Annotated in this window: 10 protein-coding genes; 6 read left to right on the forward strand and 4 right to left on the reverse strand. The window is 59.0% G+C overall.

The features are described from left to right. Positions 1 to 73 precede the first annotated feature (73 nt). The gene (locus tag ACNQOP_RS15660; protein WP_416405035.1) at positions 74 to 2,629 is read right to left on the reverse strand and encodes a LuxR C-terminal-related transcriptional regulator; all 2,556 of its coding nucleotides are present in this window, start codon (positions 2,627 to 2,629) and stop codon (positions 74 to 76) included. Between the two features lie 1,358 nt (positions 2,630 to 3,987). On the opposite strand from ACNQOP_RS15660, the gene ACNQOP_RS15665 reads away from it, so the two are divergent. Together ACNQOP_RS15665 and ACNQOP_RS15670 are read left to right on the forward strand one after the other, a co-directional pair. After that, the gene (locus ACNQOP_RS15665) at positions 3,988 to 4,626 is read left to right on the forward strand and encodes an ABC transporter ATP-binding protein (RefSeq protein WP_416405036.1); all 639 of its coding nucleotides are present in this window, start codon (positions 3,988 to 3,990) and stop codon (positions 4,624 to 4,626) included. Positions 4,627 to 4,756: 130 nt separating this feature from the next. Next, positions 4,757 to 5,560, forward strand: a complete 804-nt coding sequence (locus ACNQOP_RS15670) for a hypothetical protein (protein WP_416405037.1) — start codon at positions 4,757 to 4,759, stop codon at positions 5,558 to 5,560. Between the two features lie 69 nt (positions 5,561 to 5,629). Here ACNQOP_RS15670 and ACNQOP_RS15675 read toward each other — a convergent pair whose 3' ends face one another. Both ACNQOP_RS15675 and ACNQOP_RS15680 read right to left on the reverse strand, forming a co-directional pair. After that, positions 5,630 to 5,833 (reverse strand): cold-shock protein, encoded by a 204-nt coding sequence (locus ACNQOP_RS15675; RefSeq protein ID WP_011773907.1) that lies wholly within the window; start codon positions 5,831 to 5,833, stop codon positions 5,630 to 5,632. Between the two features lie 232 nt (positions 5,834 to 6,065). Further along, on the reverse strand, positions 6,066 to 6,266 hold the full coding sequence (locus tag ACNQOP_RS15680) for a hypothetical protein (RefSeq protein WP_416405038.1): 201 nt from the start codon (positions 6,264 to 6,266) through the stop codon (positions 6,066 to 6,068). A gap of 100 nt (positions 6,267 to 6,366) precedes the next feature. Here ACNQOP_RS15680 and ACNQOP_RS15685 point away from each other — a divergent pair, with 100 nt between their 5' ends. From ACNQOP_RS15685 to ACNQOP_RS15695, 3 genes are all read left to right on the forward strand, one after another. Next, complete coding sequence (locus tag ACNQOP_RS15685) at positions 6,367 to 7,611, forward strand: flavin-containing monooxygenase (protein WP_416405039.1); 1,245 nt, start codon at positions 6,367 to 6,369, stop codon at positions 7,609 to 7,611. Between the two features lie 44 nt (positions 7,612 to 7,655). Continuing rightward, complete coding sequence (locus ACNQOP_RS15690; protein WP_416405040.1) at positions 7,656 to 8,027, forward strand: TfoX/Sxy family protein; 372 nt, start codon at positions 7,656 to 7,658, stop codon at positions 8,025 to 8,027. An 81-nt stretch (positions 8,028 to 8,108) separates the two neighbouring features. Beyond that, positions 8,109 to 8,960, forward strand: a complete 852-nt coding sequence (locus ACNQOP_RS15695; protein ID WP_416405041.1) for an SDR family NAD(P)-dependent oxidoreductase — start codon at positions 8,109 to 8,111, stop codon at positions 8,958 to 8,960. A 17-nt stretch (positions 8,961 to 8,977) separates the two neighbouring features. Here the strand turns inward: ACNQOP_RS15695 and ACNQOP_RS15700 are convergent, their stop codons facing one another. After that, positions 8,978 to 10,369, reverse strand: a complete 1,392-nt coding sequence (locus ACNQOP_RS15700) for an APC family permease (RefSeq protein WP_416405042.1) — start codon at positions 10,367 to 10,369, stop codon at positions 8,978 to 8,980. Positions 10,370 to 10,734: 365 nt separating this feature from the next. Here ACNQOP_RS15700 and ACNQOP_RS15705 point away from each other — a divergent pair, with 365 nt between their 5' ends. After that, positions 10,735 to 11,928 carry a DNA cytosine methyltransferase gene (locus ACNQOP_RS15705; protein WP_416405043.1) on the forward strand — a complete coding sequence of 398 codons (1,194 nt, stop codon included), beginning with the start codon at positions 10,735 to 10,737 and terminating at the stop codon, positions 11,926 to 11,928. The last annotated feature ends 117 nt before the right edge of the window (positions 11,929 to 12,045 follow it).

Raw genomic sequence — 12,045 nt, forward strand, 5'->3', positions numbered from 1 at the left:
CCCTTCACTCGTTGGGAGGCTGACAACGCCGCAAATGGGCGATGATCAGGAGGTACTCCGAGCGTATCCCGGGTCAGCGCGGTGGAAGTGAATTCCCCACGAGCATGAAGAGACTGTTCCGCGACGTTGCACCGGTTTTCCTGAGTGCGTTGGAGATGTGGTTCTCCACGGTCCTGGCGCTGATGCCTAGGTGTTCGCCGATTTCGACGTTTGAGCGGTGTCCCGCCAGTACAGCCACCTCGATCTCCCTTTCAGTAAGTGGCGTAGTCCTGAAGGTATTGAAGGACAGTTGTTCGTTGGCCGAGGGGAACCGAACCGCGAACATCGACGAGGCCTGGGCAAGGGCGTCGGCAGCGACACTGTCACCTTCGATGACGTGGCGTTTGAGTGCGCCGCGGAGCAGCATCCCTATTTGGTAAGTGTCGGGATCGGGTTCGTAGTGCTTCAGGAGGAGGCCCAGCAGCTGGTGGTCTCCCTCAACAACAGCGGCGGCAATGGCCAGGAGTTTGTCGTGGACGGCTATTCCGCACTCCCTGAGGATCTTCTGCAGCAACTCCAGAACAGGCCGCCCTGGACACAGGCATGTGCACAGCAACGCCGTCATCATGGCTTCCAGAACGTATCCACTCTTCAGCTGTCGTTTGACGAGCTTGGTTGCCTTGCGATCGAACGTTGCGGGTTGGGCGCTGCTGTGAGCGATGAGTTCGTAGGCGCCTTTACCAATGCCGGGAAGCGGTCCGATATCGTGCACGTCTTCCCGTGCCTGGGCGGCGATGGAGAAAGCCGGTGAGACCACGTTGGTTGCGTGCCTCAGCCCGGCAAGCCGCAGCATGGCATCGTACAAGGAGTCGACCACAAACCCGGGCCGGCCCATGGCGAAGACGCTGCTCATAAGGTATTCGGCCTCTTCGAAGTTGCCGCGGTAGAGCAGCCCGTGGGCAGCAATGTAGCTGCTGGTGACTATGCCGAACTGATCCAGGTTCTTGCGGGCCTCGGCACGCCACTCCAGGGCGAAGACTAGTGATTCATCCACCCGGCCGGCGGCGAACATCGCGAAACCCCGGATAAAGGGGCGAAGGTGTGTGAAGGCGTCTTCATCCCCGTCACCCTCGACTGCTTTGGCGGCAGCTTCGGGCCGCAGGCGGTATAGCTCCAGTAGCCCGCTCACCAGGTTCCGCATGCCGGGCTGCGGATCTGAACCCTCTGGATGGTGCCCGTCGGTGGGCTGAACACGACCATGGGATGCGCTGAGAAAGAGAACCGCGTTGGCGACTTCCGTTTCATGCTCGGGGTGGGCCGCCGACAAGGACCGCAGAATCTCGACGGCGGCACCTGGACCTAGGCCCGTATGGATAGCGAGCATCGCCTCGGTGATGGTGAGGAACAGCAGGTCTGATGGATCGGCGTCGGCGGTTGTTGTTTCCGCACAGACACGGACGGCGCGCTGAATGTTCACTGGAGCGCCCCAATACGTACGGAGGAGCGCCACCGCGTTCGCGGCGGTCTTGTTGCCTTCCCAGCGTTCGAACCGGGTGCGTTCACGTGCTGCGTTGTGGTCGTGGATGTGGCGAGCGGTCACGGCGTCGTCGTCGCCCTTCTCAAGGCGGAGTTCGGCGAGAAGCTGGGTGAGGCAATCGGTCGTCGAAGAATTTTCGCCAGCCACCTGGGGAGCGGTCTCGAGTATCCCCGCGATCTTGCTTCGCAGCAGATGCCGGTCGCGGAGCATCTTCGCTCCTCTGAAATAGTCGGCGATCACCGGTGGACTAATGGCGGCGATCGCCCCGCCGTGGTGATCGTTCATCACGGACAGAAATCCGCGGCGTTCCAGGTTCTCCAGGATTTCTGCGCTGATGACCTTCTGAAGGATATCGATACGCGCAGTGCCAAGTATCGCGATGATGTGGAGGGCCGTGAACTCCTCGGCGGTGAGTTCCGCCAGCAGCGCTTCCAACGTTCCCCGAAGGTGCTCGTTCCATAGGGTGTGGCTGGTCATGCGCCATTGTTTGTCCCGCAGAACAAGGAGGTCGCTCATTGAGGCCGTCTCTGCTATCCGGACGATGAGCCGGGGATTTCCCGCGGACTTGGTGAGTATACGGGCGGTTGCCTCCGCATCTGCAGGCGCACCAAGCACCTGGGCAATCAGCATGTGGACCTGCTCGTAGTGGAGAGGGTCCAGCTGCATATGAGCCTCGCGGCCCTGGTTGAGGACAGCGAGTTGGCCCTTTGAGAATGCCCACGTCTCCGGTGCGGTGGCCACCAAGGGGCAGTCAGAGCGGCGCCGGACTGCTTCCAGGACAGCCAGGGACTCGTTGTCCACCAGGTGGATGTCGTCAGCCACCATCAGGTGCTTTCCGGTTTTGGCCAACTGCGCGGCGAACACGTCCGCAAGATCGAAGACACCATTTCGACCCGGGCGCAGGTCCAGGCCGAGCCCCTTGATGGCCGAGTACGGAATACCGCGGTGCGTGCGCATGCCGCTGATGAAGTGGACGGAGACGCCCGTCTTCTCCAGGTTAGCGATCACGTTATTTACGACGGCGGTCTTGCCGCTTCCAGGGGCACCGACGACGCGCACTCCTATGCCGCGTGCAACGAAATCGAGGATTCGTTGAACCTCTGAATCGAACACTCGACCTGACCTTCTGTTTCTGTGGACGCCCGACATGCGGCTCACTTCGCAGGCTAGATCGACGAAACAGGACTAGGTGGCAAAACGGCCTTGCACAGGCCATTTTGGGGGCTTCTAGGTGGTGATTTCGGCCAAACTAGGTGCTTACGCGGCCGGTCTAGGTGGTGTGAGGCTAGGTGGGCAGTGCTCGCAGTCTTCATCTGGATCCCTCGCGTAGTGGGTGATTGAGTCCCACGCTACGGACGGCTGGAAGGGAATTACATGGGTGTAATTCACTATGTGGATATGTTTTCTAACCGCCGATTGCCTACTAGTACATATATCCGTTAGGGCAGACAAAAAGCAGGGCCGGTCAGCGACCGGCCCTGCTTCTCCGTCGAAGGAACCCTCCTGGTCTTCTTCGACGGAACGGGACGCCGAGGAGTTGATCGCAGAGTAGTGGGTACCACCACCTGGCCGCAGACGGGATGCACCCGCTCACCTCTGCGTAGTAGCCAGATCATCGAAGCTCGAGAATCATATTTCGCCCTCACGTGCTTTTATGAATCTACACACGCAGCTCTCTTAGACCGATAGAGCGAGAAAATTGAACTAGGTGGTAATTCGTCCTTGCACAGCCCGTTTTCGGGCCCTCTAGGTGGTGATTTAGCCAAAAGTAGGTGGTGGCGCGTCTCCTCTAGGTGGTGAACGCTTTGCTAACTCAGTGATCACACTGAAACAACCCTTGGATTGTTTGTGCTGCTCCCAATGTGAACGTTTGACAAATGCAGATCTGGGGTTGAGAGTATTGCTCAATCACTTGAACGGCTAGCGGAACAGCGACCGAAAAAGTGAAAGTGATTTCGCTAGCATCAACTTGTTAATGCACTCAAACCAAGCTCAATGCCCGAGAAGGTGTTGGGAAAATCTCAATCAAGTAGGCCTGTGTGGCACTTGAGATCATGTCCATATGGGGGACACAAGATCATGAAACTTCGCACTAGCATCACAGCAATATGTTTGTCAGTATTCATCGCAGCCCTGGCAACTCCGGCCCATGCAGCTGATGAGCCCCTGGAGCCGGGTGACGAGTAGCTACGGCTATCAACGCGTTGGTGCTTTCGGGTTCAACACGGTTCAGGCACTGGGCATCAATCGAAGTTATGTGAGCAACTGGCAGCACTCTTTCAGAGCATTGACCGACGCAGGCGTAGGCACCCCCACGCCTTGGGGAAATGTCAACATTTATCACTCAACCGTCATCCAGAGCGCAAACGTATACGGCGACGGCGCCTGGTATGCGTGGCAGGGCTAGTCAACGGACTTAGTGCCCAAAGGGGCCGGTCCTGAGCGGCCGGCCCCTTCATAAACGAGGACTCATGTTACGCATAACAGATCTTTCCAAACGGTACGGCCGAATAAACGTGTTGCACAACGTATCATTGACTATTCCCTCAAGCGGCATATACGTGCTTCGGGGTGAAAACGGGAGCGGCAAGACCACCTTGCTGAAGTGTTTGGCTGGGCTTGAACGATACCAAGGAAGCATTCTCTGGCATAGCGAATCATTGTTGAAGAACATTGCCGTAGCCTTTGATGATTCCACATTGCACGGGCGACTCACAGGTTTGCAGAATCTGCGGGCTCTTCTAGATGCATCTTCAGAAGCCATTGAGGAAACTCCTGCAGTTCGGATGTTCTTCAATAATGATCTTCTCAAGAAGAGGTCTGCGACCTACTCTCTCGGACGAAGAAAAAAGATCAAGATAGCAGCTGCCTTCGCGGCACGGAAACCATGCATCTTGTTGGATGAGCCGCTGTCTGGCCTGGACAAATCCGGTCGAGAGGGCCTGCTGCATTTGCTGGAATCCAGCGCCGACACCAACTGTGTACTGATCTCAGATCACGAATCCGCGTTCTACCGCAGCGTTTCCTCATCTGAGTTCACCATTCGACATGGCAAGGTTCATCGGGATCCAGGCAACGAGGCTTTCAAGAGTGATGATTTTGATGAATAGCCTGCTTCGTTCCATAAGAACAGAACTGAGATACCAGCACTGGAGCAGAATGCTCTGGCTTCCCTTCTGTGGCCTGGTTTTGGCTCTCGTATTCGCATTCACCGGGAGTGCCAGCAACGTCGGTGCCAGCATGACTCGTCTTGAGGCGACTGAAGCACAAGCAGCAGCCAACGGACTGTCCCTGGCTCAGGCCGTGGAACAGCCCATGAGCCTGGTGGTTCAGGACGGTCAGAAGTTGGTGGACAATCCACTTCGCTATGACTACGAAAGGGCCTACCTTGCGTACCAAGCCCTCGAAGGAGCGAATGGAGTCGGAACCGGACTTGAAATGATCACCTTCTTGGTCATCCCGCTACTCTTTTTCGTGTACGGGTGCGGCGTGGCGGCCGGCGACGCCCGCCGTCGTATTTTGAAGGATCGAGTGGTCATACAAGGCGCAACGTCATACGTCGTTGCCAAGGCGGCGACTGTCGTAGCCGTTTCCCTGGCTGCGATCCTGACCGCGGCGACGTTGAGCCTTGCTGCGGCGCCTATCGTCAGAGCCGCCTCTCTACCCGCTGTCGATCGCAGCTTTCCCTACCCTGTGGCAACAGTGGCTGTTGAAAGCCCCGCAGTCCAAATTGCGTTCAGTGCATCTACGGCAATGATGTTCGGGCTACTGGGTCTGTTTGTCGGACTCGTGGCCAGAAGCATGCTGATACCGAGCTTGGCCGCCGGCGGGCTGCTGATGGTGGCACCTTTCGCTGGGCCCTACGATCCACGAAATATTCTTACCGCCGCTGCAGAGGGCGTCTTCAACTACTGGGGTGGGTTCAGTCCACGCCCGCCATTCCCAGTGCAGCTCGAACTCGGCCTGGCCGCCATGGCCGGGGGCTTGCTCCTTGTTGCCCTGGTGTCCGTCTTTGTCTGGTCACGGATGACGAAATTTGTGTAAAGGCCCACTTGGGCAGACAAAAAAGCAGGGCCGGTCAGTGACCGGCCCTGCTTCTTAGTTATCCGAAGACTAGATAGCCTGGATGTTTACTGCCTGGGGACCCTTGGGGCCCTGCTCGACGTCGAAGGAAACCTTCTGGTTCTCTTCGAGGGAGCGGTAGCCCGAGGAGTTGATCGCAGAGTAGTGAGCGAAAACGTCCTGGCTGCCATCTTCAGGAGAGATGAAGCCGAAGCCCTTTTCGGAGTTGAACCATTTCACGGTACCTGTAGCCATTTTTTTCAGTCCTTACTGAAGGTGGAGATGCTCCCGACTTTCGGGTCTCCGGTGTGGGGTGTTCTCCACCGTTACTTCAGAAGGTCACGATCCAGAGGGACCGTGGGGACTGCCTGAACTACCAAATGCCAAACACAACAACACCGTCAAGTCTACAGAGTTTTGAGCAGATGGCTAGTGCTGGGAAATATTTATCCATCAGGTGTGTTGTGGAGGCAGTCCCCGTTCGGGGTTACTGCCCCTCGTCGCCTTTGCCTACACCCTGGAGCCTTTCCTTGATCACCCAGCTGGAAATCGCCGGAGCGGCAGTCGCTATCAGGCACGCCGTTGCCCAGAGGTTGTCCAATAGTCCGCTGAAGAGCAGAACCAGGCTAAGGGCCGCCACCACCCACGTTGCGATATCGAGAGCCCGGATCAAGCTTGTGGTCGACATGTGCAAATCATCCCCCCAGATTGTCTTCCGGAAAGCCTACGTCTTTTCAAAACTTCTTCGCCCATCCCCAAACGCCGCCCGCAAGCGTAACGTTCACCCCATGGGACCGACACCTGACACGGTCATCATCGGCGCAGGCCAAGCCGGCCTTACGACGAGCTACTGGCTCACGCAATTCGGCGTCGAGCATCAAATCCTCGAGCGGCGCGCCACTTTGGGCGGTGCCTTCCAGGATCGTTGGGACGGCTTCTATATGAACACTCCCAACCTTTCGCTGGACCTCCCTGGGATGCCGTACGACGGCGACGACCGGGACGCGTTCATCCCCCGCGATGCCGCGGTGAACCTCTTCAGGCGGTATGCGGAGCTGATCACAGCGCCGGTTCACACCGGCGTCGACGCGACCAAGTTATCCCCGACCTCGAACGGAGGCTTCCAGATTGAGACGTCTCTGGGCAGCTTGCAGGCGCGCAACGTTGTTCTTGCAACGGGCGCCTACCAAGTTCCCAAGATTCCGGCTCTCGCCGCGAAGCTCCCAAGCGGTGTAACCCAGCTGCACACTCACGACTACCGCAATCCCGAGCAACTACCCGACGGTGGCGTGCTCGTCGTCGGCACCGGACAATCAGGCGGCCAGATCGCCGAGGAACTCCACGCAGCCGGACGGGACGTCCACCTCGCGGTTTCGATCGTCCCCGAAGCGCCCCGCCGGTACCGGGGCCAGGACCTCATCTATTGGATGCTCGAAACGGGCAAGCACGGCCCCGACTTCGGCGTCAACGCCCTTACCGCCAAGACACTCCCCTCCCCCTCCCTGCGATTCGCACCCAACCCTCTACTCTCGGGCATCGACGGCGGCCACAGCATCCACCTCCGCGAACTCGGCCGCCGCGGCATGCACTTGCATGGCCATGTTGAAGCAATCGACGACGGCGGCATCACCTTCAGCGACGACCTCCCCGATCGCCTCGCCACCCTCGAGTCCGCGTTTGGACAGCGGTCACGAAAGGCGATTGATGCTTACATTGCGGCAGCGGGCATTGATGCGCCCTCGCAGCCACCTTTAGCCGCGGATGATTGGCTGCCTACGGAGCCGGCGCAGCTGAACCTGGCCGACGCCGACATCACGTCCGTCTTGTGGGCAACCGGGTACAAACTCGACTTCAGCTTCGTTGACATGCCGGTGGTTGATGAGTGGGGCTACCCGAAGCACGTGGGTGGGGTGATGGAGGCAGCTGGACTGTTCGTCGTCGGGCTGCCCTGGCTCACGCGGCACTATTCAGCGATAGTCGGTGGTGTGGGTTTAGACGCCAGATTTATCGCGGAGCGAATCTCCGGCCTTTGAACACTGTTCCCACTCAGTCAAAACGCTCCCAGGAGGACGATTCCATGCAAATGCCCAAGCCCTCAGAGGCGGACAAAGAACGCTTCCTCTCGGCCGTCCCCGAAAATCCGGAGGTGGAGGTGAAGCCGATGTTCGGGAACCTCGGCGCTTTCGTCAACGGCAACATGTTTGCCGGCCTGTTTGGCCCCACCATCGGCGTGAAGCTCTCCGAGGCCGACAAGCAGGAATTGGAGGCCAATCACCAAACCCAGCCCTTCGGTCCCGCAGAACGCCCCATGGGTGGATACGTCGGCCTTCCTGAGTCGTGGCAGGACGATGCCGAACAAACGGCTGAATGGGTGGCCAAGGCGTTTGAGAACGTGGCGAAATTGCCGCCCAAAGCACCGAAAGCACCCAAGGCGAAGCAGCCCAAGTAATAGGCAAACCTGCACCCAAAAGCCCTCGCCAAACTTGTCCGGAAGTGCTGTGATCCTGCTATGGCATCAATGAATGGGCGCGTGTCCCTCGTGTCGGGCGCTACGGGCGGCCTTGGCAAGGCCATCGCTACTGCGCTGGCCCGCGAAGGAGGGACCGTCGTCGTGCTTGGCCGTTCAGAAGCGCGGGCAGAAGACGCGATTCGCGACATCCAGGCAGTGGTCCCCAACGCGGCGCTGGAGCCGCTTGCGTGTGACCTTTCTATCCAGGCCTCAATCCGGTCGGCAGTTGAGGAGTTCCATTCCCGTCACCAAAAGCTCAACGTGCTGGTCAACGCTGCCGGCGTGTTTCGCAAGGAACGACAAGTGACCCCGGACGGCCTTGAAGTCACGTTCGCCACCAACGTAATGGGCTATTTCCTGCTCACCAACCTGCTCGTGGATTCGCTGAAACAAGGTGCGAGTGAAAACGATGCCCGGACGTCGCGGGTGGTCAATATCGCGTCGAAGTATTCGGGTGGCCCGTCGGTTACCAAGATAGATTTCGACGACCTTCAGACCACCAAGCGCAAGTACAGCTACATGCGCGCTACCCCACCAACGATGCTTGGCCGGGTTCTGTTAACGCAGGAGTTCGCGGAGCGTCTTCGGGGCTCAAACGTTGTGGTGAATGCCGTGCACCCGGGCCTCGTTAAGAACACAGGGCTGCTCCAGGACGTTGGCGGCCCATTCCGCTGGCTGACAAACACGTTGGGCAAGCCTGCCGAGGAAGCGGCGGATACGCCCGTTTGGCTGGCCACTTCGCCGGAGACTGCTGCGGTGTCCGGCAAGCTCTGGGCCAAGCGCAAGGAACTGCCGACGCCGGGCATGGGGTCGGACCCGGCGGCGCGGAAGAGGCTGTGGGAGGAATGCACCCGACTGGCGAAGATCCTCTGAGCTTCCGCTCCGGAAACCTACGACTCCTTCAGGTCCAGCTGCGGAGCGGGCTTCCGGAACCCTCGCGTCAGGAATGCCAGATAGGCCAATCCCACGCCAGCCCAAATCAGTCCGAACGTGAACGACAAACCACTCAGGCTCGTCCACAGCCAGATCGTGAGTACAAACCCAATGCCCGGAAGCACAAGGTTGTGGATCACGCCGTGAGCTCCTCGGGCCTTTTGGTCGAAGTAGTAGTGCTTGATGACGGCGAGGTTGACCACGGAGAACGCTACGAGCGCTCCGAAGCTGATCAGCGATGAGATGGTCAAAAGGTCCAATACGAACGCCAGTAGCGAGACAGCGGAGGTCAAAAGGATCGGCAGGACGGGTGTCCGGAATCGTTCGTGCAACCGCCCCAACGCTGCCGGGAACACTCCGCTGCGGCCCATGGAATGAATGATTCGTGAGACCGAGGCCTGTGAGGTCAACGCTGACCCGAGACTGCCGGCAATGTAGGCGGCCGTGAAGAAGGCCACGAGCAACTCGCCGCCAGCCGCGCCAATGACCTCGATGGCCGCCGAGTCCACGTCCTTGAAGGTGCTGACCGGGAGAACCAGGTGGCTGATGTACGCAAGCCCCAGGAAAATCATGCCGGCCAGGATGGTGGTGATCATGATGGCGCGGGGCAGATTCCGCTTCGGGTCCTTTGTTTCCTCCGCGAAGGTTGAGACGGCGTCGAACCCCAAGTAGGAGAGGCAGAGAATGGCGGAGCCGGCGAAGACGGGCGAAAGTCCCTCGGCACCTTCGGCCCCGGTGAAGGGCGCCAGAAGATCAACACTGCCGGTTTCCGTGATGGAGGAAAGCCCCAACGCCACAAACAACACGATGAAGAGCGCTTGGAGACCCACCACCACAAAGTTGGCCTTCGCAATCGCAGTAATGCCGAGGATGTTCAGCACGGTCACAGCCACAATCGAGACGATCATGAACACCCAGGCCGGGATAGCCGGGAAGGCGGCTTCCATGTAGATGCCAATCAGCAGGTAGTTGATCATCGGCAGCAGCAAATAGTCCAGCAGGAGCGACCACCCGGCCATGAAGCCAAGGCCCGGCCCGAAGGAACGGGTTGCATAGGTGTAAGCGGATCCCCCGAACGGGAACGCCTGCGACATCCGGCCATACGATCGAGCCGTGAACAGCATGACTACCAAGGTCACGGCATAGGCAGCCGAGAGCCGCCCGCCGGTCAGTTCCACGACGATGCCGTAGGTGCTGAAGATCGTCAGCGGCACCATGTAAACCAAGCCCAGCAGGACCAGGGATGGAACGCCTAGGACACGGCGCCAACCTTGGTTGGTTGGCTCCGTGGACGTGGGCCCCACAGGCTTCTCGCCTGCCGGTGTATCTGTTTCAAACGTGGGGGTCATTGGGAATCCTTGGTGGTCTTGCTGGTGTGTGCTGGGAAGCTGCGACGCCGCAGAACTTCGAAGCCGCGACCGGATCTACGGGGTCACCGGGATCCTGAAGTGCTGGGGGTTGGTACGTGAGCCTGAGTACGACACGGACCATGCGCTTCAAATGAATAGCGTTCATTTATTGTGACGGTGAGCCGAGTCACAGTCAATAAATGACGGTCGCCTGTGGCGGCAGCAGTAGCCAAGCTCGTCGTGCATGGTTTTGATCCTTATGAGGCCAGGACAACTTCACGACGGGCCCATCAGTGGCCAGTCGAAGGATAAGATCGTCTTCCATGACCTTCGTGCAATCCACCCTTCCTCAGTCAACTGCTCAAATGGTGGATCTATTCGCTGGCCCTGGTGGCTTGGATGTCGCTGCGCGCTGGATGGGATTGTCCGTAGCCGGTATTGAATGGGACGAAAATGCCTGCGCAACCAGAGGTGCCGCTGGGCTTGGAACCGTTCACGGTGATGTCCGGGAGCACGGTCCATCAGAATTTCCCCACGCGACGATCCTTACGGGTGGGCCTCCGTGCCAAACGTACACCGTTGCTGGAGCTGGTGCCGGGCGCAAGGCGTTGGACCAGGTTCTGTCCTTCATCGAGCGTATGGCAAGCGGGGACGATGTCACGACCGAGCTTGCCTCCTTGGACGATGAGCGAACGGGGCTGGTTCTGCAGCCGCTGAGATGGGCGCTGGAGGCCCACGAAGCGGGGAATGCCTATCAGGTGATCGTCCTAGAGCAGGTACCGGCGGTGCTGCCCGTGTGGAAGGCCATGGCGAAGGTCCTGGAATCACTCGGGTACAAGACAGTGACCGGCATACTCCATGCAGAAGAGTACGGGGTTCCACAAACCCGCCGCCGCGCCATACTAATCGCGAACCGATACCGCACGCCCGTGCTGCCCGCTCCAACGCACCAGAGGTTCAGGAAGATGGCCGTCAAGGTTTCCGCAGATCGACCTGCGCTACTGCCGTGCAAGAGCATAGGCCAGACTCTAGACCGCACGGAGCCCTTCGTACTGGTCTCCAATTACGGAACTGGTGGTGATCCGAAGGCCCGCGGTCGGCGCACCTCCAAGGAACCAGCTTTTACCGTTACCGGCAAGGTCTCCCGGAACCGACTCTTCTCCAACCAGGGCGAACTAGATCGCCTCAATGTTTCAGAGGCGGGCCGGCTCCAGACCTTTCCTGCTGACTACCCGTGGTCGGGCAAGGATGTGTCCCAACAGATCGGGAATGCCATACCTCCTCGTCTTGCGGCCCACGTATTGGCTGCAGCCCTCGGTCGCGATCTCGCCCCAGGTTTTCTCGACACCATGATCAGGACACGTTGGATTGGTACCAACTACGAGGCCCTACTCGCGTCCCAAGAGCGTGTGAATGCCCAGGGCCGTTCTGTGCAGAGGCCAACTGTCTTTGATCCAATCTCAGAGCATGGCAGTGACTCGGACGGGAGACGAAACTCTGGTAACGACCTCGGCATCCTCTCGCAAGCTTCTGTGGCGAATGCCCTTAGCGTCGTGTAGCAACGAATCCTCGCAAACAGCACCAGAGAATCCCTCGAATTCTATCTACTCGAGATCTCGCCCGTCGCTATGCAACAGGAGTAAAAAGCGGTGGTGGTAACCAAGTCCCGGGGGACT

Source organism: Arthrobacter sp. LFS091, from assembly GCF_047977885.1.
Classification (GTDB): Bacteria; Actinomycetota; Actinomycetes; order Actinomycetales; family Micrococcaceae; genus Arthrobacter.

What these genes read in the sequence shown, in the direction of transcription:
- ACNQOP_RS15685 (WP_416405039.1), top strand. Translation starts at nt 6,367, where the DNA reads ATGGGACCGACACCTGACACGGTCATCATCGGCGCAGGCCAAGCCGGC.
- ACNQOP_RS15675 (WP_011773907.1), bottom strand. Translation starts at nt 5,833, where the DNA reads ATGGCTACAGGTACCGTGAAATGGTTCAACTCCGAAAAGGGCTTCGGC.
- ACNQOP_RS15680 (WP_416405038.1), bottom strand. Translation starts at nt 6,266, where the DNA reads ATGTCGACCACAAGCTTGATCCGGGCTCTCGATATCGCAACGTGGGTG.
- ACNQOP_RS15665 (WP_416405036.1), top strand. Translation starts at nt 3,988, where the DNA reads ATGTTACGCATAACAGATCTTTCCAAACGGTACGGCCGAATAAACGTG.
- ACNQOP_RS15705 (WP_416405043.1), top strand. Translation starts at nt 10,735, where the DNA reads ATGGTGGATCTATTCGCTGGCCCTGGTGGCTTGGATGTCGCTGCGCGC.
- ACNQOP_RS15670 (WP_416405037.1), top strand. Translation starts at nt 4,757, where the DNA reads ATGACTCGTCTTGAGGCGACTGAAGCACAAGCAGCAGCCAACGGACTG.
- ACNQOP_RS15700 (WP_416405042.1), bottom strand. Translation starts at nt 10,369, where the DNA reads ATGACCCCCACGTTTGAAACAGATACACCGGCAGGCGAGAAGCCTGTG.
- ACNQOP_RS15690 (WP_416405040.1), top strand. Translation starts at nt 7,656, where the DNA reads ATGCAAATGCCCAAGCCCTCAGAGGCGGACAAAGAACGCTTCCTCTCG.